We start from the raw sequence: 21,756 nt of genomic DNA on the forward strand, positions 1-21,756 counted from the left end.
ATGAATAATATAAAGGAAAAACTTGACCTTGATAAGGTTCCTCATTATACTACTCTTCAAAAGTTTGTGTCCAGAATTCCTTCCTCATTGTTTAACCTAATTTTGTCAAAAACTCTAAAACTATTTTATTCACACGGAGAAAATGCTTCTATTACAGCAATTGACGCAACTGGATTTACGAATTCATATGCAAGTCATTATTATTCTAAAAGAACAGGGAAGCTCCTTCGGAGCTTCCTTAAAACTTCAATATCAGTATCTACTGATAAAAAAGTAATATTAGGATGGAAAATCAGCCAAAAAACAGATCATGATGTCAAGCATGCAGAAACTCTGATAAGACAATCAAATAAGTTAAGAAAGTCTCAATGTTATGTAATGGATAAAGGATATGATTCCGAAGAAATTCATACTATGATAAAAGAAGAGATAAAAGCAGATTCAGTAGTACCTTTAAGAGAAAGGAAAAGAAAGAGAATAAACGGAAAATATAGAAAGCAGTTAAAAAAAGAGTTTGACAAAATCACATACAATAGAAGGAATATAGTAGAGACAGTAATATCTGTCGTAAAAAGGAAATTTGGAGAAACATTAAGAGCAAGAAAGGTTAGAAATCAAGTAAAAGAAGTAAAAGTTAAACTGATAGTCTATAACATAAACAAAAAAGTAATAGAAATAATATGGATCGAATTAAGGATTTCTACAGAGCCGAGATATTGATGTCAAAACCTTGCACAAATGTTTGAATTTTAACTTTGGCTTTAAAGGGTATAGCAGAAAATTGAAATGACTATCAAGACTATTGAACTGAAAAAATACCCTCTGTAGTTTTCCCAATTGTAAGTTTCACTTGATCCTGAAATGAACTTTACCCAATAAACTGCAATGAGAGGCCATAATAAAAGTAAAATTGCAAAAAATAACCAATAAGGTGACATTCTATTCATGGCTGTTACGAGGTCGTTGAGAAGTTTTTCCAAAATCTCCTGCATATTGAGGTATCCTGTCAAATAACTTATCGTGTAACTGGACAGGGCTTGTATCAGGAGAATAAGCAGTTGGATTATATATGCTAATGGAAAGAAAAAGATAAATGATAGAAGACTTTTTTTCTCGCAAGAGTGGAGAGCCATCCAGTGTCTCAGCGCTTTTGGAGGATGAGATACTTGAGATAAGAGCCAACTTTTCAAGGATTTCTCATCTTCCAGTTTTTCCAACGTTTTTAACGAAGTTTCTAAATCATTTCTTTTTGACATTAACATGAATCTGTCTGCGTTCAGTTCTTCACACCAGATTCCTATGATCGGAATAATGAATGTAGATAACGTGAGGAAAAGAAGGAACACTAAGTCCATTATTCTTTCGGGAAGCATAACTAATAATAAGTAGCTGCCTCGAGTAAAAATTATGAATTTAACCTGTATTACAAAATAAATTAACAGCTCTGAGTTAGGAGTGCCTGTGTCCTTCATTATGTGCAGAGTAGAGAATAAGCTTGCTAGGTTATCGTAAAATAAAATAATATTCTGATCAGCGGTTACTAGGGTCAGTGGAATAATATAAAGAAAGACAACGATTGTCAAGGAATATTTAACTGTAATTTCAAAGAGACTTCCAGTTCCTAAAATAAGAGCATCACCATTTCTGTAATGCCCAATTTCATGAAGCAGAACAGCTTCAGTTCCGGCTCTATCAGCGCGCCAAGACTTGATAAATTTACTAGGTATGGCTATAGCTGTTTTGCGATATCCTAATGGATAGATAAAAGTACTTTCATCTCTAAATCGGATAAAGTTAGCTTTTATTATAATGTCTGGAGCATATTTTTTGAGGAATTCTTCAATCTCTAGAATAGCTGGAATCCTTGTATAATCCTCAGTCAAGTAATATTTTTTTTCAAGATGATATTTTCGTAATTGAGGTGCAATTACAGTTAACGTTCCTAAGAATAAGACTATAGAAGGGATTAGTCTGGGTACGTTGATCAATGAAAGTAAATATGGAAAATGGGTTTTTATCCCTAAGTAAGGTGCTCTCATAGAGATTGAAAACAAATCATAATATTCCTGCCAGTGTTTGATTAGTATAGGAAGTGAGTAAACGTATAGAGTAAGCCATACCCAGAGCCAAGGAGGGAGCGTTTGGCACTTTTGATGGGACATAATATCATTCGGGTCCAGAGACTTTTTCAACAAACACAAAAGAACCGGATGGGTCTTTTAGTAGAGTAAGAAGAACATTTGATACGACTCTTTCACATTGTTCTTCTGGAAGTCCAGAGGCTTTTAACTCTGACGAAAATGTATCCAAAACTTTGTTTAAAGGTGCTGAAAGGTGATCAGGTAGCTGGTTAGTAGACTCTTTTCTTTTCAGTTTCTCACAGACTCCTAGAAAACCGTTTATAATTGAGAGGTACTTCTCAAGCTGTTCTGCTCTCAATACTTGAAGGATAAAAGGGGCAGTAGCTGCTATTCCTTGCAAAATCCATGGAAACAATACGATGCCTCCAACTGGCCCGAATGCTCCCAATTCTGTATCTCCCTGTTTTATAAAAAGATCTTTTTTTTCTTTTCCCCCTTGAACAAAAGCATCAGTCATAATAGGAGCTAGATCCACTTCATCAGGAACTGCAGCCTCGGCAATTTTTATTGATATTTCTTTCATGATATCCATACTCACTCCCTTCCTATTCTTGGCAGAACAAACCTTGTAGAATTTATATATTCATTATTTCTTTCATCGCATTCTGGATACATCATCTTAAGAGCTTTTTATTGCAATTATATAATTTCATTTTTATGTGGTTTTGAAATAAAAATTCAAGGGAAATGATTATCAGAATCTTTTTTCCGAAGGCTTGCGAAGAAATCCTTATATTATATTAAGTCCCTGATAAAAATATCAATTTTACTTTGAATAGGGAGAAGGCGATTAAATTGAGAACAATAATATTGAGAATGGTAGTCTTCTTTTTAACTATTCAACTCCTTTCATTGAGTGTTAGCATCGCAACTCCGAATGTAGTTACAGTTTCTAAATCGGGAGAAAAGGATTTTCGTTCAATACAGGAAGCTATTGATAATTCGAAAGATGGTGATTCGATAATCGTTTCCAACGGTACATATGTAGAAAACCTTGAGGTAAATAAAAAGTTAACAATTTATTCTGAATCAAAAAATTCTAATGGAGTTATTGTAAAGGCTAAAAACGAAAGCAAGAGTCTCTTATATGTAGATGCTGATTCAGTAGGGATAATTGGGTTCAGAATCGTGGGTTCAGGCAATCTTAGTAATGCTGGAATATTTTTGGAAGAAGTCCAAGATTGTATAATTGAAAATAATACAGTGGTGAATACCAGTGCTGGAATCTTCTTAAAATCGTCCTTCAATAATTCGGTACTGAACAACAACGTAAACTCAAACCGTTTTGCCGGAATTTATCTTAATAACTCTGACTTTAATATATTAATTAATAACACTGTCCCATCGAATAATTTTACTGGCTTGTACTTATACAACTCAGATAATAATTCTTTGTTCTATAACAATGTAAGTTCGAATGATTATGGCTTTTCATTTAGGTATTCCACAAATAACACTTTATATGATAATAATGCAAGCTTCAACAGCTTTTTTGGTATTGTCATGGATAACTGCAGTAATAATGTAGTAAATGAGAATAAAGCGGATCTTAATGGGAACAATGGGATTTCCATGGCTTCTTCTAATTACAATTCTTTGAATAACAATAATTTTAGCGCAAATCATTTCGTAGGTATCTATATGGAGAATTGTATGAGGAATATGCTGGATAACAATGAGATAGAATCCTGTGGTAATTTCGGGATCCATCTAAGAAATTCAACTTTTAATACGTTAGAGAATAATAGTGCCAATTTCAATGTTTATGAGGGAATATTCCTTCATGATTTAAGCAATAATAATATTTTAATCTCAAACAATATTTCCTTTAATAATATTGGGATTTCATTACAGAATTCCAATCGAAATATTCTAAAGAATAACATTATTCGCCTGAGTAATGTCACCGGGATAGGACTATCTGATTGTAAGGAGAATGTTTTAGCCGGAAACAATATTTCACTCTGTTATTGTGGGATATATTTTGAAAATTCAGCGGAAAATACTTTGAAAAATAACTTCTTTTCAAACAACACTGAAAATATCAGAGAGTATGATCCAAATCCCGTGATCCCGTTAACTATTCTGACGGGAACATTAATTCTTGGATTAATATATTTATTATTGAGGAAAAGAAGTTAAATCAAAAGACTGTAATTAAGCCACGACGAACAAAAAAGATTTTTCTGAAATCAAATTACCAGTGCCCCTAAAGTATTTAGAGTTGATGATTTAATTAGAGGAAATGAGAATTTTCAGTAACTTAGACTCTTTACTAATGTTTAAGATTATTATAGCAACAATTATTGTCTACACAATAATCCTTTACATAGCCGCCTTTAGCTTTCGTTTTTCCAATGAAAACCAATTTTTTTCCAGCATGTCCCACCAGTTAGAATAACCTTTTCAACAGCCACAAGATCACTCGATTCTTATCAAACCCGCTCAGGCTAACTCGAAGATAGATAAGGTTTTGTTAATTTATTGTTGAATAACTTACCTGACTTATACTTATTCTCAAATATTCCGTTCTTTAAATGAAAATTATATCTTCTGATCTCATACTCTTCTCATGTCATCCTCATTACTTACTCCCCTCGCAATGCCCATAATCGAAGGCATCCGAATCCCCCTGAATTTTTACGTAGTGCTCAAAGAACCTGTACCTCTGGCTGGCATGTCCTATCCAGCCGTGTACACGCCCTGGGAGAAAATAGGTAATGCAGGTTTCTCAGGCGTTGTCTGCCTCTGTGATTCTGAGGTATCTTACGACCCCTATCCTCTCAAAGTACTTTTTTCTGCGGAACTGGAAGACCTGCACTATGGTAATGCTCCGTATGACCCTGATACACTGGAATGGCTTGTCAGGAAAGCAGCTAATGTTGTAAGAAGAGAAATGGACGCAGGAGAAGGCACTGTTGTACACTGCGTTGGCGGGATTGGCAGGACTGGCACGGTGCTTGGGTGTGTGCTCAGGGATCTTGGCTTTTCGGCGGATGAAGTAGTAAATTACCTGGACAGGACAAACAAATCAAGGGGTTTCAGAGGATGGCCTGAGACGGAATGGCAGGCTGAAATGGTGCGCAGATACTGATCTTATTCTAACAATATTCTATTCAGATTATTCTAACAATATTCTATCCAGATGCCTCTTAACCTTTTTATTCAGGCATTGTAGGCATCATACAGCTGCCAGACCCATATAATCAGCCATATTAAATATCCAATCCCGAAAACATGCAGGGCGCTGGTGACGATAAAGGCTATCCAGATCCCCAGCGCTTTAAGCAGGTCTCCCTTTACAAGCTGACCAAGCCCAGGGACGAAAAAGGAAAATAAGGCTGGAATTCCGTGTGTTTTCTTATAGTAACAGTTCATAGAGCTTACCTTTTGAACACTTGATAAGAGGGGAATATAAGCAATTTAAGTAGTTTAAATAATTTAATAATTTAAGTAATTTAAGTAGTTCGACTTAAAAAGTCATTTTTTTATAAAGTTCTCCTGTAAAACGACCTTCTTAACCTGTTAACCTGTTTTCTCACGCATTGTAGGCATCATATACCTGTGCAATCCAGACAACGAGGCCCATTAGTAATCCAATGCCTATGATGCTCATAAATGCGCAGACAATCAGGGCTGCCCAGATGCCAGCTGCCTTGGCTAAATCTCCCTTTACAAGCTGGCCCAGACCTGGGATGAAGAAAGAAAATAATGCCGGAACGCCATGTTTTTGCTTGCAGTGACCGTTCATGTAATCACCCCTGTTATAATATTAATTAAAATAATATTTATTAGACGGCGTGTATAAATAGCTTGACCTGCAGGCTTTTGCTTTTTAACTTTCTGAAAATATATCCCAAAATTAATATATATTATACTATTAAACTACGAGATATATTTCAAGTCCAATTAAAAAAAGAATATAATGTTTAAGTCGGCTTTTCAGGTGAACTTTCCTGAAAAACACATTTTTTCAACCTGCCAATAAGATGGTTGTTTGTTTTAACTTTACAGGTTGTATGGAGTCTGGTTATGGATAAAAAAGACATCAAGGAATCAATGTGGGACCATTTAAAATCCATATGGGCATCATTGCCGGAAGCTATTAAGTTAATTGCTACCCTGCTGAGCATAGCTATTGCTGTTAAAGCGCTTTTTCCTGCGACTGTGGTAGGAATCAATAATTTCGACGCAAGCCCTGAAATTATCGAGCCGGGAGGAGCTTCGGTTTTGAGCTGGGGGGTTTCTGGAGCGGACAATATTACACTGGAGCCTGGCATAGGCCCCGTAAGCTCTAATGGATCGCTCTCCGTATCCCCTTCCGAAACTACAACTTATAAATTGACAGCTACCGGTAAGGGAAAAGAAAAAGTGGCTGTGTGCACTGTCACGGTTAATAAAGACTCTCAGGAACCTCTCATCATTAGCTCGTTCGATGCAAGCCCTGATTCCATTAATCCAGGCGAGAGTGCAATCCTTAACTGGCACGTTGCCGGGGTTTCAAACGTCACCATAGAGCCTGATATAGGAGTTACAGAGCCCACCGGAACACTTAACGTGTCCCCTGCCAGCACCACAACATACAAACTTATAGCTTCAAACGGGGATAAAGAAGATGCAATTTACTGTACCGTTGCAGTTGAGGAAAATACTGCAACCTCCGGGAACGTTTCTCAATCGGAGCTTCCGTTAGCGGAAGAAAGCCTGACCCCTGAGAAAGAAGAAGCAGTTCAGGAGAATCCGATACCTGAGGAAAGTACGGCACCTCCAGAAAACTCGAACTCTCAGGAGAATTCAGCACCTCAGGAGAGTCAGGCACCCAGGGAAAAGTTGCCGTCCATAGGCTCTTTTAATGCAATTCCGGATACTATCGGGCAGGGAGAGAGCTCCAGTTTAACATGGAGTGTTTCCGGAGCATCGAAAGTCTCGATAGAGCCCGAAATAGGAACCGTGGGTTTGACTGGCAGTCAGCATATCTTCCCCGGTGAAACCACAACTTATACCCTGACAGCTACAAACGAGTTCGGGAGCGTGGATGCTACGAAAATCGTATCCGTAAAGGAAGCCTCTGCACCTGCTGCTCAGGAGCCTGTTTCCGCACCTTCCCCTGAGTTAATCTCAACGCCAGAGCAGCTTTCGCCTGCGGATGGAACGGTATTTGACAATTCCACGTCCGGAATCACACTGGAATGGAGAGCTGTTCCCGGCGCGGCAAACTACGCAGTAGAAATCGATCAGTATGATTCAGGTTCCGGTTTATGGCTCTCGGAGTCAGCCGGGTCCGGGATAGAGTCCGGTATAACCACAACCAGTTACTCTTTTGAGCCTCCTTTGAAGACACCCTTCCGCTGGCGTGTATGGGCTGTAAGTTCCGAAGGTCAGGAAAGTGAGAAAAGCGGCTGGTGGAATTTCGACTACGCAGCCGAATCCTCCCTGGCATGAACAAATTTAAATATTTAATCCACAGTAAATATATAACCTGTGATAAATATATAACCTGCGAAAATCTGTAGTTTCGATACGTAATTTCATTAAGAAAAAAATTCCAGTAAGGAGAAACCTGCCAGGATATGATTTGCAGAAAACAAGCCTCAAATGCCCCGGAATGGGACCCACCTGCCCCTTCAACCGTCTATATCAAGATTAAAAACATCCCGTACGAGATTTTTAAGACAAGGCTGAATGAGGGGCTGGTTACCACTGAACTTGACCAGATCCGGTATCGGCTGGAAAGGCGGATTTACTGCTGCGGGGTCTGTTCCAAGCAAGCCAATGGATACTGCGTCATTACAAACCGGAAGATTGAGCCAGGCTGGATCTGCAAATCCTTTGTACCGAAAGAAGAATTCATATACCTTGATATCAGGCCTGGCTCGGAAGCCTCTCCGGATTTCAGGTATCTTTCGGAAACCGGGCTTCGGAAAAACCATCCCGATGGCGGGATTCCGGAAGAAAGCTGTCAGAAAAATGCGGAAAGCCTCTATGAGGAAGGAGTAACTCTTTACAGGCAGGGCAGGCTAAGGCTTGCACTTGAGGCTTTTGAGACAGTCCTTTCCGAAAATCCCGGGCATTTTCCAGCCCTTTTTCATAAAGGAAATACCTTCCTGAAACTCAAACGCTATGAAGAGGCTCTTGAAACATTTGAGAGCGCCTCGCGGATGAATCCCGATCATCCGGGGCTCTGGACCAATTCCGGATTTGCACTCGTAAAACTTGAGCGCTTCAGCCAGGCGCTTGAAGCTTTCGAGAGGTCTATCTCCCTAAACCCTGTACAGAAAAACGCCTGGGAAGGGAAGGACGCCGTGCTTGCCCGGATACGCCAGTGTGAAGAAGATTTGAAGGAATCCGAAAAAGCCCTGGAAAAGAATTCTGAGGACTCAAATATCTGGTTTGAAAAGGGCAAACTGCATTTAAAGCTCGGAGAACTTGAAAAATCCAGAGAGGCATTTGAAAAAGCCCTTGAGGGAAAACCCGGGAATGCAGAAGCCTGGCATCTCAGGGGAAGAATACTTTCCGAAACCGGCTCGGAAAAAGCAGCCCTGCACGCCTTTGAAAAAGCAACCCGGCAGAAACCGGATTTTCCAGACGCCTGGTATGAAAAAGGCAGAGTTTTCCTGAAGCTTGCCAACCCGAAAGGAGCGGAAAACGCTATTAAGATTGCAGCTGACCTCTGGGAGAGCAGGGGTTTCAAAACCCAGGCTGAAACAGCCCGTACAAAGATCAAAAAGCCTGGCTCTGAAGAAAAATAAATTTGGAATTAACAAATAATATGGAATTAACAAATGCTATTACCCATTAACTGATTTTCCACTAACTGATTCTCCATCAACTGGAAGCATTCTGTTTGCCTCTATTCTATAGGTTCTTATTCCAACTCCGATTAATAAGTAAAGAATTGAAGTCGTAATTCCAATAATAGGGGAAATAAGAATTTCTTTTCCTGCTGCAATGCTGACAAAACCTGATACAACTAAGGGATTTACCAGCGAATCCTCTACCATATGTAATACAACACCCGGCCAGATTGACTTTGTTACCCTGTAAAGCTCAATAAACATCACTGCCCAGCATACCATTGTTATAATCATAAAAATGGAAATTATAGCCCGGCTTACCGGTAACACTGCCTGGAGGTCGGTTTCGGGTAAAAAGACCAGGTAATATGGGAGATGCCAGATTCCCCAAACACTGCCAACAATAAGATATATCTTCCAATCATTAAGATTTAACTTCAGGAGCTGGGAAGTAAGATAACTGTGTAAAGGGGTGCCATCAAAAATATTTTTAATAAAATTAAATAACAGAGTACTGGAAAAAGCCAGGGTTAAAGTTCTGAGGTCGAAGGTTGATAAGTCAATCCATTCTGTTATAACACCGATTGTCAGAACAGTTGCTGTTACAACGGGAAAAATCAAAGCAGCAATCAAATACCATTTTATGTTTCCTTTGAAATTCGGCTTGAAACCGAAATCTTTCCAGCTGCCCTTTGAGAATATGTTGATTGCAATTGCAATAAACATAGGCAATACCAGCCATATCCCCATACCGGGAGAATCACCGTCTGGTCGCTCGGGAAGGGTAGAATCTACAAGAACCCCTATCCAACCACTGAGAATAACAAGGACAATAAACACAACCGTATTGCGAAGAACTTTTTTATCCACCTGAACTTCCCCATTTAGCAAATTTAAAAATCATTTATTACGAATATCTCGACGTTAAAACGTTTTTTCGCGCTGACAGCAGTTATATGAAATCAGGCGAATTAAGATGAGTGTTTATATCAAAACTATATTAATTTTTTTATTGCTTTTTTCATTGCAAATAATATCGACTTTTTTATTATTCCAATAGTGAAATGCATTATAGAGCTGGGAAAATTGAGCAGAGATATTATAAAGTAGTACCTGCAACCTTACTGCCACCATCGGATTTCTGTTTAAATATAATAGAGCATGAGATCGGAAAAGCCTGATAAAGATACTATCGAGATGGAAAAGAAGAGCCTTGAGAATGAAATATTCCCGGTAATGAACGGATATCAGGAATTAGCGGAATAAATACAATTGCATGAAAGAAGAATTGAAGGTGTACGTGAGGAAAATATTCCCACGTATCCCTTGCAAGTGAAAAGCCAGCCTTATTTCAGGTCCTCAAATCCGATATAGTTCAGGTGTATTATGAGCATCTCCCTAAAAATATAGAGTTTATAGAAGATTGGTTAATGTTTTTCGGATGTTGTTTCGAAGAGTATCCGGCACCTATTTTCTGGTCTAGAAGAAGAGGATCTTCATAAATATCAGTAGTTGATGTGCAGTTCAGGTAATTACCTGCAGCATTACCGTACAGACAGTTATTTTCCAGTATAACAGTATGTGTCTCAGGCAAATAGTTAATTGCTCCATACCCCGTCCCGTCAGGATCTTTTTGACGCTGTCTGGTATTTGCAATAATGTTATTGCGGACAATTGTTGCGTATCCCGTATCTTTAGGTGAGAGGTCAATGTGACCTGAATTATTATATGTGGGATAAATATGAGTACCTCCTGCAGGATACATTTGAACAATTGCACCGTGATATACTCCATCAAAGGTATTGTTTTCGACCAGGGTATCATAGAATCCGCTTGTCACTATACCCCCCACCCAGTCAATATTCGGGTTTGCACCTGTACCCTGAAACATATTGTGATATATGTGGACGTCCCTGGCGTCTTCCCTGGAATAAGGCTGGCAACAGCCTATCAACCAGATTCCAGGACCATAGGTATTCCGGATTGTATTATTATATACCTCTATGTCGTTAACGGTATGTGTTGTTTTCTCAATAAGAATTCCAGCGCCGCCTGCACTCCAGTGGTAAAATGAGTCGATTTCATTATCATGGATTTTTACATGGTTTGAATTCCTTGATCTAAAACCGCTGTCAGTCCTTACTGTGATTTTATTGTTCCAGCCCTCTACGTATTGGGAATTTTCGGCAAAAAGGCCATTATGCCCCGTTTTATATATAAGATTATTATAAAACTGAATATTGTAACCATTATCTACTTTCATCCCTTCCCCATGTCCGTCATGCATATACATATCATGGACTTTAATATCATTGCAGTCGCGGAAATGGATCATATTGTAGTATCCGTATCCTTTTGGCTTATCCTGGTTATTGTCATGGTTTCCGTCGATTTCAAATCCCCTTATAGTGACGTTATGGATTTCGGTACCGTTAATCTGCTTTATCATGGGCTTGCCAACTGGCCAGTCCGCATGGTCAATAAGTTTAATTACCGCTGTAGGATCGCCTTCCAGTGTTGTATTATTTCCAATGAAAACCGTATCTGAGAGATAATACGTATTCGGACCCTTCAAATAAACTGTCGTAAACTGCGGGCTCTCTGCAACATATGCAAGAGCCTGGCTTAGTTCTACCTGATCATCAATTCCATCGCAGGTAAAATTTCCACTTCCATCGCCAGCTACCCACACAATCGAGTCTGGTTGTTTAAGTGGAGGATTTGACTGTATCAGGCTGTGAACAATAACTACATCCAGTAAAATGAGGGAAATGAAAACTATAATGTATAAGCTTATTTTTTTCCCGTCTTGCCCGACATACTTAAGAGATTTCTCGGTCATTTCATCACTCGCTTTCATTTAAGGGTCCTTTTAAACAGTAAGGAGACTGAGTGTTAATGTAAACCATTCAGGACATGATCATAAGCGCTCCGTTGAGTGCCGCTATAATACTGTCTAAACCCGGCAAGCCATATTTTCTGGTTGTAGAAATATGAGCCCTGATCTGAAGAAAATTTCAACTTGTATGGAATTCTGAAAATTCCCGGGACCTTATATTGTAATCTGGCCATCCTGATTCTCTTTCTGTCTGATCATTCAGAATAGACTTTCAAATCTGTCAGGAACTTCAAAATTCATGTTTTGTATTGTATAATTTAGTTAAGTATATATTTTAATTAGTTTGTGAATTCTTACAACGATTTATATATTTTTTCATTTGTATTAGCAGTAAATTTATTCATTTAATTATTAATATTTATATTCTTTCTTAATAGCCAGTACTCTGTGAAAATTAGCAATATAAAAATCGTAATCACGACAATTATATTATTTTAATCTCTTATTTTCTTAAACGTTTGAAGAATCTCCTTGGTAGCCTGTTCATCCTATTTAAGGAGCAAAGTTTTGAAACAATTACAGCTATGTTGGATTAGTTTAATTAATTACGCAATTTATTGATTTCCGGATCATATATAGAATAAAAGCAGTTTGAAGTGAGAAGCCAGATAATCCTGATAATATTTTATTAATATATTATATCTTTTAAATCTATCATTATTAACAGAACCATACCAATAAAAATTAATTTTATAGAGTTGTTTTCCGATTTTCCGAACTCTTGTCTTAAAGGACTTGGAAAAGTTCCAGTAGACTTATACAGGGCAACTATGTCTATGCTTTGAAATCAAAAGTCGATTTTTGCCAGGGATGTAAATCTGTCCCAAGGTTAATTTTTGTATAACCTTCTCACAGTCCTTATTTTTAAGTTTGTAACAATTGAGAATAATATTGAATGAATTTATAGCCCCATAATCTTTTAGGCAAAAAAATAAAGCTTTATAAAGCTTTAAATCTTCATCACGCTTTTTATATGATTTCCTGAAAATAAGTATGTATATAAGATAATTTTCTCTGTTGTTTTTGGCTACGGGTGTTCCCGGATTAAACTAAAAAGACAGGAGGGAATAAATGAAGAATAATAGAGAACCTATATGGAAAATAACAGTAACTATTTTTACCATGTTAATGATATTGACTTTACTGTGTTCAGGCGTTTCTGCAAAATGTACTGTGACCCCGACACCTCTTGGTGCAGGAACTCCACCAGCTACAGCCCGCATATCCTGCTGCGGGAGTGAGCGTATCGATTATACGGCGGTAGCCGCTTCAAGTAGCGACCCGCGTATAGTGCAGTTTAAGGATCTCTCAAAAGGTAAAGAAACATATATCAGATGGGACTTTGGAGACGGAACCTCTCTCGAAGGAACAAAAATTACTCCAGCACTAAAAAACCCGATTCACAAATTTCCAAAGACGGGCTTTTATATCAGCTGTATGACTATCAAGTGTGACGGTTGCGTCAAGAAGTTGTGGGTTCATAAAAATATTGTTGTTAAGTAAATTTTTATTCTAATTAAATTCGAAAATTAGAAAGTTTACTTACCATTTCCAATTTCTGTAAACAACATTTAACATTAATAAATTCTTTTTTTATTTATTATTTAAAATCAGAATCGTCTAACTCCCGGATCGTCCTGGCTCCGTGAGCCGGCTTTGTGCGGAACCTTGCCGGGTTAGACCTGATCTGGATTTCTCATGGTCTGACTGTTTTTGAGAAAATGATTCTTCTGCCGCCTGTAAAGACGAGTTTTCCGGAATAATGAATTACAGGTAGGCGTGTGTGACATAACGCCGCATCATTCTGTGACTGTTGAAATAGTAGGCTATCATGCCTATGGAGTTGTTGATTAATTTAACCCACTCATCCCTGCGCTCGTAATACATTGGGACGATGATATAATACAGTTTATTATAAAGATCACTGAGTTCGGCAGCTTTTGCCTCTTCCTCGGAAAGTTTTTCATCGGGCTGGGGACCCAGTGCCCAACCGGTAACACCTTCAATCCAGCCTTCTATCCACCAGCCGTCAAGTACGCTGAGATTCACGACCCCATTATGGGCAGCTTTCATACCGCTTGTGCCGGAGGCTTCGTAGGGACGGGTTGGAGTATTGAGCCAGATATCGACCCCGGACACCATTTTTGCAGCCATGTCCATGTCGTAGTTTTCAAGGAAGGCGATTTTTATATCTTCCCTCAGCATTTCCATGCTTTTGAAAATCTCCTTGATGAGCTGCTTGCCTGCTTCGTCACGCGGATGTGCTTTGCCTGCAAAAATAAGCTGGATTTTGCCTCTTCTGTTTATTTTTTTGAGCATTTCGAGATCTGAGAGGATAAGGGTTGCACGCTTGTACGCGGTCATGCGCCGCGCGAAGCCTATTGTCAGGACTTCGTAGTCCATACCTACACCTGTCCTGCGGTTCACCTCATCGATAAGGGTTTTTTTTGCGTTCCAGTGGGCTTCCCAGATTTCGCTGTCCGGGATTCCGTCGATTCTTACCAGAAGCTCAGGCTCATTTGCCCAGCCTGGCAGGTAGTGATCATATAATTTCCTGAAATAAGGAGAAGTCCAAGTATATGAATGAACGCCGTTTGTTATCGCCTGGATCTGATAACCAGGGAAGAGTTCGCTTGAAACCCGGCTGTGCCTCTTCGTGACCCCATTGACGTAGTTCGATAAGTTAAGGGCGAAAAGGCTTGTATTAAAGCGGTCAACTCCACCGAATCTTCTTAGGATGTCCACATCGTTTCTGTCCTGAATAAGGTCTTCGACAAGCCCGTAATCAAACTTATCGTGTCCGGCTTCCACAGGCGTATGTGTTGTAAAAATGCACAGCTCCTTAACTTTCACAGGATCAGTGCCGTTGCGCCTCAGAAGTTCCAGGCCGAGCAGGCTTGAGTGCCCTTCGTTCATATGGTACTTCCGGACCCTGCATCCCAGAATATCAAGCATCCGTACTCCCCCTATACCGAGTATTATTTCCTGCTTTAGCCTGTAGCGCTGGTCTCCCCCATAGAGAGAATCCGTAATTCTACGGTCTTCCCATTCGTTCCCTTCGATATCGGTATCAAGGAAAATAATGGGTATGCTGCCTCCTGTAAGGCTTTTGCAATTATACAGCCATGCCCTGATTTTAACGTCCCGGTCCTGGATTTTTACACTCACCTGTTCTGCCAGGAGCGTCATGAAACGGGCAGGGTTCCATTCTTCGGTATGTTCTACCTGATTCCCCGACGGGTCAAGGATCTGCCTGAAATAGCCTTTATTGCTCACCAGGGTTACTGCTATCAGCGGAATGTTCAGGTCCGCAGCCGAGCGAATAGTATCCCCTGCAAGTACCCCCAGACCTCCCGCATAAGTCGGGATTTCACTGCCAAGACCTATTTCCATAGAAAAATAGGCAATCTTCTGTCCTCTCAATACTCCCTGAAGGTCGTCGATATTATCAAACTCCTCTACATCCGCTTCTTACATAAGTTTGCATAAAAAAATCTCATCGGTTTACTAAGATAATCCCAAATATATCCACAATAAAAAGCCTTAAAACTTTAGTCTGTAAACCTGAAGCTTCGAAAAATATTCATAGCATATCATAGTGGCTTATAATATATGAAAACTATGACAAATATTATTATGAGTGGAAATACCGGATCTGGATAAAATTAACGAAAAGTTGTTTACAATTGTCTATTACAAATGTTATTCTCGAAAGAAGGGAAGCTATCCAGCAAGAGCAAGGGTGCCGGGTCAGAGCCTGGTCTCGTAGGATTCCGTGCGTTTTTATACGAATTACGTTATCAAACATTCTCGCAAGTTTTTTAAGCCGTTATTTAGTATTTAATGCGTATGCCCCTGATAAATCCATACTTTCTCTCCTTTGAGATTCTGGTTTTAATGCTCTTTCTGGTCTGTCTGCAAAATGCACGGCAACGAGGTTCCTGGGCGGTCTGGCAACTTTTTGCCGGGGTGTTCTTCGGCTTGCTGCTGGAATGGGCTACAATCCAGCAGCTCGACGCTTACGAGTACGGATGTTTTCTTGTAATGTTTGGGCCTGTTCCTGTGGTCGTTGGGGTGGCCTGGGGAACTATTATCTATAGCGTTCGCTCCTTTTCCGATAAAACCAGCCTTCCGGAATGGGCACGACCCGTACTCGACGGCCTGATGGCCCTGAATATCGACCTTTCCATAGATGCAATAGCCATCCGCCTGGGCATGTGGGATTGGGGAAAAGGTTTTGATCATCAGTACTTCGGTGTTCCTTACAACAACTTCTGGGCATGGTTCTGGGTTGTATTCTCATTTTCAGCAAGCCTTCGATTGCTATCAAAGCTCCCTGGCTTCTGGAGGCGCTGGTTCTCCCCTGCAGGAGCTATAATCTGCGGCACGACGGGCGTGCTTATTACTAACGAGCTCATTACCAGCATTCCCAATGACCTGATACACTATGCTATTATCGTTGCAGTCTTAGGAAGTGCTCTGCTGTTGATACTGGCATTACGCCCGGAATTCCAGGTCAAGTCTCAGGCTGCCTCTGTCTTTCTTGTGCCTCTAGGATTTCATGCCTATTTCCTGATAGCAGGATTAGTTTCAAGCGCCATCCTGAACCCACCTTTTTTACTGGTGGTAAGTATGGTTATGAGCATAATAGCACTTGGGCTTCATCGAGATGCCCTAAACTGCTGGCATCGGTCGAACAGGAAAAGCAAAACGGAAAAAGCAAGTGATTAGACCACCAATTAATCCCAGTCTTACAATCCTTTTTGCCTGTCTCAGGTAAACTGGCTATTTATACAGGACATTACGTTTCCCGGGATATAGTAGACTGGCAGAGAAAGGATATAATACGTTTTTAAAACCTGTAAAATATACTTTTACATTCTAAAAGCCGACCCGTCCCAATTTAATATATATATTTTACTCTTATTCTTCCATTTTTCCCGTATATTTCTTTCCAGATGATCTCTCCACAGATTCTAACTTTCAAGTCTCTGCATTCTGATCTTTTTTCAGATACAAATCACAAGCTTTTTAATTTATTGCGTACTTTTATGTTTGTGAAGCAAAAAATGTAAATATACGGAATTTTCTCGTAGCTTCCTTTATAAGATTTTAGATTTGCGGAGAATAAAATGTCTAAAGCGGTTTCGAACTCGGCAAGGAATGGGAACGGCAGGCAAAAAACCTGTAAGTACCTCAATGAGATGGCTTTATGCAACGCTCTGGAGATGGCAAAGGAGCTGATCTCAGTAATTAATAAGGTTCCTGTGACAGTTTTCCTCTGGAGGCCGGAAAAGTACTGGCCTGCCGAGTTTGTCTCCGAAAATATAAAGCAATTCGGTTATACTGTAGAAGACTTTACGTCCGGGAAACTCCTGTATGGCAACATTGTGCATCCTCATGATCTGGAAAGGGTTGAACGAGAACTTCTGAGAAGGATCGAGGAAGATTACGTGGATTTTTCTCAGGAGTACCGCATCCTGACAAAATCGGGAGAGGTACGCTGGATTGATGAAAGGACTTTTATTGAAGCCGATGAGAATGGGGTTGTAAAGTACCTTAAAGGAATAATTCTGGATATTACCGAGCGGAAGCGGAAAGAGAAACTGCTCTACATCCAGAGGGATCTTGGTATCTCCCTCAGCACTTCCAGCTGCCTGAACGAGACTCTTGAAAAACTGCTTGATTCCTGCTTTCAAATAGATGAAATCAATGCAGGAGGCATTTATCTTATAGATGAAGAGACCGGAGACATGAAGCTTGCCATTCATCGAGGGCTCTCACCTAATTTTGTTGAACATGCCTCAAGCTACAGTGCCAATTCTCCGAACACCAGGCTTGTTATGATAGGGCAGCCCGTTTACAAGCAGCATATAGATCTTCTCCTTACCGCGAGGGATGATGCACTCAGGCATGAAAATCTCAAAGCTACCGCAATTATCCCTGTAAGATCAGGGAAAAAGATTATTGCAACTTTTTACCTTGCTTCGAGCGTGGAATATGAGCTTCCGGACAGCGTGCGCACCGTTCTAGAAACCATTGCGACCCAGTTCGGATCCTTTATTTCCCGTATCCGCCTCGAAGAAAAACTAAAAGAATGTATAAATAGAAAAAAATCCTGAATAGAAATGTTTTTTCCTTTAATCCTTTTAATCACCTTTTAATCCTTTTTAATCACCTTTTAATCCTTTTTAATCACCTTTTAATCCTTTTTAATCACCTTTTAATCCTTTTTAATTATCACAGGCTCTTTTTTATATATCCTTCAGTATTTCTTCATACTATTCCCGGAAAAGAAGATAATTCTACCTGATTGAATAAGGGAAAAAATCCAGAAATATATCTGGTGATAGCACAGGTCCTTTCAGATATTTTCTCCCAGTCGGGATTTACTATCTTTCTATTTTACTCTGTAGAAAAATCGTTTATCTATAGCATTAATATTCCCGCTGACTGCAGATATAAGTAAAATTTATAAATTTTGTCCTTCTAAACTGTATGGGGAAAGACAGGACAGATGAGTTTTCCCTTTTTACTGTACAGGACTGGAGATTCAGTTCAGGTCTGGAAAATTACAATATGGATTGGTAAATTAGATCACGGGTCTGGTAATTGTTCGGAATTGATAGCATCCTGGCAACCCGATAGAAAAAGCCCGATCAAACGGGATTTTAGCTAAAGTTATAAAATTTTGGTGGGGGATTATGGCAGAAGAACTTAAAGACAAGATCTACGAATATCTTTCAAATCACTACTACCTGAACCTTGCAACCGTAAGCCCGCAGGGCAGGCCAATGGCTCATACAATGGCATATGTATCCGAAGGCGCAGTTGTATATATGGCAACCAATAAAAATACCCGGAAAGTCCAGAATATAATGGAGAATCCCTATGTGGCATATACTGTCGATGAGGACGACTCTGATTGGTTTGATATGCAGGCTCTTCAGATTGAAGGCAGGGCAACAATAATTGCGGATGAAAAAGAACTGCGAGAAGTTGGCGAAATCCTGGTAGCCAAATTCCCGGTCGCTGCAGATATGCCGCCTGATCCGGACAGTATTATGATAAAAATCGAACCTGAAGTTATCTATTATCTGGATTACAGTGTAGAATTCGGGCACAGAGAACAGGTTAATCTCTAAAACCTGTATTTTAGAAACCTGTATTTTAATTTTTGGTAGAAGTACTCAAAATAATCTATCCGTACTTTAATCCAATCTTTTTTCAGGCTTGCAAAGGAGATCTTAAACACCTCTAAAGCACTATCTTAAGGTCTGTAAACAACAGGAAGAAATAGAAATCTGGCTGGCGAAAAGAATAAGTCTTTAATGGCAAAGCAGAATAGACGCTGACTGACAGGAAGAATACTTATCAATAAAGAAAAAAGGAATGAGAAGAGCAGAACGTTATTGTTTGCTCAGGTTCCCTGCCTCTACTTTTCAGATTTCCGACGGAATAAGTACTCTATCAATTCCGTGGATGACTCCGTTACCTGCAATGATATCAGGCTCTATAACAGTTGCACTTTCAATTGTTACCTTTTCATCGGTTGTGGCATTCACAGCGAGTTCCCCGGTCTCAAGGGAAGTAAGAGAATTCACATTTTTAAGACCTGAAGCCCTGTATTCCCCGCTGGTTACATGATAGGTCAGCACACGGTTCAATTTTTCCCTGTCATTACTGAGTTCATCGAGCATGCCTTCGGGAAGACTCTCAAAGGCTATGTCCGTAGGAGCGAAAACCGTGTAGGGCCCTCCTTGTTTCAGTGTTTCTTCAAGCCCGGTGTCCCTTACGAGTGAAGCAAAGGTAGCATATCCTGAACCTTCCGCAACCTGAACAATTGTTTGATCATTGCCTTGCTCCTGATTTTCAGCAGAGGTTTCATTATCCTGTCCAGTTTCGCCTTCACCCGGAATTGTGACTTCCCCCCCACCAGCAAAGGAAACCTCTTCCTCATCGGATATCAGCTCCTCCACGGCACCTTCACCATCCGGTTCCGCGACTTCTTCCACTGAAGCAGGAGTTGCATCCTCTGCTGGAGTTGCTCCTTCTATAGGAGTTACCTCCTCTTCCACGACACCGATCTCGTTTTCTTCAGCATTTTCCGCACAGCCGGAAATAAATAATATTCCTGCTAAAAGTAAAACTAAAAGAATACCAAATTTCCTGATACCTCTCCCCCCAATATATATTTAAAAGTTATACTTATGATGAAATTTTCACATTTCAGTAGATTTTCCTTTTATATAATCCTATCTGTTTTTACAGAACAGGACCTGTAAAAATAAAGATAGAAACCGGAAAAATCTTTAAAAGATAAGAATTACATACGGCGTTTTCTAAGGATCTCCAGAAGTTCTTCTGCATTGATTAGCATGATTTCGGTTGCAGCATTTGAGAGCTCCGCAGAACAGCGGGCTTTTGTGAAAAGCTGTGGGCCTGAGAGCTCCTGCCAGAGGGGAGGCAGCAAGGGAATTGCATCTGCCATCCCGCCAATAGGGTCAGGAGAGACATGAAAAATTCTGTTTATACCGGCAGAGATCAGCCTTATCAGGCACATTGGGCAGGATTCCATAGATGTATAAAGAGTATATCCTTTTAGGGTGTCAATTTGCGGGTTTTCGTCCTCAAAATGGTTTACAGTTACCATCTCTGCATGCAGGTCACTCCTGAAATAAGGTGAATACATGCGGTTATAGCCCATAGCTGCAATTTTTCCTTCTGTGCCGATTAGAATACTGCCAACTCCGTAGTTTCCGGAATCTACGGCTTGCAGCGCAAGGACATCCGTAATCCAGGCATATGGATCATCCGGATACTCCGGAAGGAAATTATACTTTTGCAGCCAGCTTTTCCAGCTAATAATTTTTTTGTTTTGAGAGCCGATTTTTTCAAGCATTTCGGCTCCCAGATCTCTGATATTATCTTTGAACCTCAAGATCTACCCCTGATTTGCTTAAGAAGTTTTAATCAGCCTTTTCCAGAAGGTTATAAAATTACACAAATTTGACCTTCAGTACACAATTCTGACGCTTAAATATATAAATTTATACTGCAACCATCTTGATGGTGATTACCATGGTAAAATTAAGCGAAGAGATGAAGAGTGCTTTTTCAAAAGTGAAGATCTTCCCCATAGCTACAGCTTCAAGAGAAGGAATGCCAAATGTAGTGCCGATAGGGTTCTGCCAGCTTGTTGATGACGAAGTAATCTGGATTGCGGATAATTTTATGGCTAAATCCCTGGCGAATCTTAAAGAAAACCCTAATGTGGCAATCTTTGTATGGGGACCGGAAACCGGCGGCTGTTTCCAGATAAAAGGTGAAACCGAGATTATCAGTTCCGGAGAAAAATTCGAAAAAATGAAAGCAACCGTGCATGCGGCAAAACCCGGACTTCCTGCAAAGAACCTTATAGAAGTCAGGATTAGCGAAGTATTCCAGTGCGCTCCCGGTCCAGGCGCAGGAAAGAAATTGCTCTGATAGCATTAAGCTGTCCTGTATAAGGATAATATATGGATAAGCAAATAAGTATCCGGGAATGAAAAATACATTACCGGGAGTGTAGGAATGGTTGAAGATAAGGGAAAGCCGCCTGTTTTTTGTGAAAAATACTGTATAGTTTGCAAGGGTGCAAGAAAAGGAAACAAAATTTGCAAGACTATACAGAATATCGAATTGAAGATCTTCGGGAAAAACGGCTGCGTCTGGGGAGCAGCAAGGACAAAATATTACGGAGTCACTCCTGATAAGAAACTCCCTGGGAATTCAAGAAAAAACAAACAAAAACCGACCGGCAAAAAGAAATAAGGAGTATTAAATGCATGCTATAATTATACTATAAATCAAATTGCGGGCGGCCACCCCACCCTAAAGGATGGGGTATGCTTCGGGCCGCCCGCCCGGTTGTTCTGGTAGT

Annotated in this window: 20 protein-coding genes; 11 read left to right on the plus strand and 9 right to left on the minus strand. The window is 40.0% G+C overall.

The annotated features are described in order from the left end of the window. Window positions 1-720 (plus strand): IS5 family transposase (locus EQO05_RS14735; RefSeq protein ID WP_128507801.1); only part of this gene is annotated, 720 nt, incomplete at its 5' end. Window positions 721-761: 41 nt separating this feature from the next. Here the strand turns inward: EQO05_RS14735 and EQO05_RS14740 are convergent. Both EQO05_RS14740 and EQO05_RS14745 read right to left on the minus strand, forming a co-directional pair. Continuing rightward, a complete protein-coding gene (locus tag EQO05_RS14740; RefSeq protein ID WP_164888585.1) occupies window positions 762-2,054 on the minus strand; it encodes a M48 family metalloprotease in 1,293 nt (430 codons plus the stop codon). Window positions 2,055-2,166: 112 nt separating this feature from the next. After that, window positions 2,167-2,673 carry a hypothetical protein gene (locus EQO05_RS14745; protein ID WP_128507805.1) on the minus strand — a complete coding sequence of 169 codons (507 nt, stop codon included), beginning with the start codon at window positions 2,671-2,673 and terminating at the stop codon, window positions 2,167-2,169. A 263-nt stretch (window positions 2,674-2,936) separates the two neighbouring features. On the opposite strand from EQO05_RS14745, the gene EQO05_RS14750 reads away from it, so the two are divergent. Both EQO05_RS14750 and EQO05_RS14755 read left to right on the plus strand, forming a co-directional pair. Beyond that, a complete protein-coding gene (locus EQO05_RS14750; RefSeq protein WP_128507807.1) occupies window positions 2,937-4,283 on the plus strand; it encodes a NosD domain-containing protein in 1,347 nt (448 codons plus the stop codon). Between the two features lie 430 nt (window positions 4,284-4,713). After that, entirely contained in the window at window positions 4,714-5,235 is a 522-nt protein-coding gene (locus EQO05_RS14755; protein WP_128507809.1) for a hypothetical protein, read from the plus strand. A gap of 71 nt (window positions 5,236-5,306) precedes the next feature. On the opposite strand, the gene EQO05_RS14760 is transcribed toward EQO05_RS14755, so the two are convergent. After that, window positions 5,307-5,519 carry a hypothetical protein gene (locus EQO05_RS14760; protein WP_128507811.1) on the minus strand — a complete coding sequence of 71 codons (213 nt, stop codon included), beginning with the start codon at window positions 5,517-5,519 and terminating at the stop codon, window positions 5,307-5,309. A gap of 160 nt (window positions 5,520-5,679) precedes the next feature. After that, window positions 5,680-5,892, minus strand: coding sequence for a hypothetical protein (locus EQO05_RS14765; RefSeq protein WP_128507813.1), 213 nt, complete (start codon window positions 5,890-5,892; stop codon window positions 5,680-5,682). 281 nt (window positions 5,893-6,173) lie between these two features. Between EQO05_RS14765 and EQO05_RS14770 the strand changes: the two genes are divergently transcribed. After that, window positions 6,174-7,583, plus strand: coding sequence for a hypothetical protein (locus tag EQO05_RS14770; protein WP_128507815.1), 1,410 nt, complete (start codon window positions 6,174-6,176; stop codon window positions 7,581-7,583). Between the two features lie 128 nt (window positions 7,584-7,711). Continuing rightward, window positions 7,712-8,890, plus strand: a complete 1,179-nt coding sequence (locus tag EQO05_RS14775; protein WP_128507817.1) for a tetratricopeptide repeat protein — start codon at window positions 7,712-7,714, stop codon at window positions 8,888-8,890. A 39-nt stretch (window positions 8,891-8,929) separates the two neighbouring features. Here the strand turns inward: EQO05_RS14775 and EQO05_RS14780 are convergent, their stop codons facing one another. Beyond that, the gene (locus EQO05_RS14780; protein WP_128507819.1) at window positions 8,930-9,805 is read right to left on the minus strand and encodes a type II CAAX prenyl endopeptidase Rce1 family protein; all 876 of its coding nucleotides are present in this window, start codon (window positions 9,803-9,805) and stop codon (window positions 8,930-8,932) included. Between the two features lie 514 nt (window positions 9,806-10,319). After that, window positions 10,320-11,795: a right-handed parallel beta-helix repeat-containing protein gene (locus EQO05_RS14785; RefSeq protein WP_370273888.1), complete on the minus strand. Its 1,476-nt coding sequence runs from the start codon at window positions 11,793-11,795 to the stop codon at window positions 10,320-10,322. A gap of 1,110 nt (window positions 11,796-12,905) precedes the next feature. On the opposite strand from EQO05_RS14785, the gene EQO05_RS14790 reads away from it, so the two are divergent. Next, window positions 12,906-13,337, plus strand: a complete 432-nt coding sequence (locus tag EQO05_RS14790) for a PKD domain-containing protein (protein WP_128507821.1) — start codon at window positions 12,906-12,908, stop codon at window positions 13,335-13,337. A 264-nt stretch (window positions 13,338-13,601) separates the two neighbouring features. Here EQO05_RS14790 and glgP read toward each other — a convergent pair whose 3' ends face one another. After that, complete coding sequence (gene glgP / locus EQO05_RS14795) at window positions 13,602-15,278, minus strand: alpha-glucan family phosphorylase (RefSeq protein ID WP_164888586.1); 1,677 nt, start codon at window positions 15,276-15,278, stop codon at window positions 13,602-13,604. Between the two features lie 399 nt (window positions 15,279-15,677). Here glgP and EQO05_RS14800 point away from each other — a divergent pair, with 399 nt between their 5' ends. The 3 genes from EQO05_RS14800 to EQO05_RS14810 all read left to right on the plus strand — a co-directional run bounded on the left by EQO05_RS14800 (window position 15,678) and on the right by EQO05_RS14810 (window position 18,979). After that, entirely contained in the window at window positions 15,678-16,565 is an 888-nt protein-coding gene (locus tag EQO05_RS14800; protein ID WP_128507823.1) for a carotenoid biosynthesis protein, read from the plus strand. 401 nt (window positions 16,566-16,966) lie between these two features. Then, complete coding sequence (locus EQO05_RS14805) at window positions 16,967-17,956, plus strand: GAF domain-containing protein (protein ID WP_128507825.1); 990 nt, start codon at window positions 16,967-16,969, stop codon at window positions 17,954-17,956. 582 nt (window positions 17,957-18,538) lie between these two features. Then, the gene (locus EQO05_RS14810) at window positions 18,539-18,979 is read left to right on the plus strand and encodes a pyridoxamine 5'-phosphate oxidase family protein (protein ID WP_128507827.1); all 441 of its coding nucleotides are present in this window, start codon (window positions 18,539-18,541) and stop codon (window positions 18,977-18,979) included. Between the two features lie 297 nt (window positions 18,980-19,276). Here the strand turns inward: EQO05_RS14810 and EQO05_RS14815 are convergent, their stop codons facing one another. Both EQO05_RS14815 and EQO05_RS14820 read right to left on the minus strand, forming a co-directional pair. Beyond that, complete coding sequence (locus EQO05_RS14815; RefSeq protein ID WP_240664767.1) at window positions 19,277-19,912, minus strand: fasciclin domain-containing protein; 636 nt, start codon at window positions 19,910-19,912, stop codon at window positions 19,277-19,279. Between the two features lie 248 nt (window positions 19,913-20,160). After that, window positions 20,161-20,775 carry a nucleoside deaminase gene (locus EQO05_RS14820; RefSeq protein ID WP_240664769.1) on the minus strand — a complete coding sequence of 205 codons (615 nt, stop codon included), beginning with the start codon at window positions 20,773-20,775 and terminating at the stop codon, window positions 20,161-20,163. 140 nt (window positions 20,776-20,915) lie between these two features. Between EQO05_RS14820 and EQO05_RS14825 the strand changes: the two genes are divergently transcribed. Next, the gene (locus tag EQO05_RS14825; protein ID WP_128507830.1) at window positions 20,916-21,320 is read left to right on the plus strand and encodes a pyridoxamine 5'-phosphate oxidase family protein; all 405 of its coding nucleotides are present in this window, start codon (window positions 20,916-20,918) and stop codon (window positions 21,318-21,320) included. Window positions 21,321-21,407: 87 nt separating this feature from the next. Then, window positions 21,408-21,647 (plus strand): hypothetical protein, encoded by a 240-nt coding sequence (locus EQO05_RS14830; protein ID WP_128507832.1) that lies wholly within the window; start codon window positions 21,408-21,410, stop codon window positions 21,645-21,647. Window positions 21,648-21,756 lie beyond the last annotated feature (109 nt).

The sequence above is a fragment of the Methanosarcina sp. MSH10X1 genome, from assembly GCF_004099695.1.
GTDB lineage: Archaea > Halobacteriota > Methanosarcinia > Methanosarcinales > Methanosarcinaceae > Methanosarcina.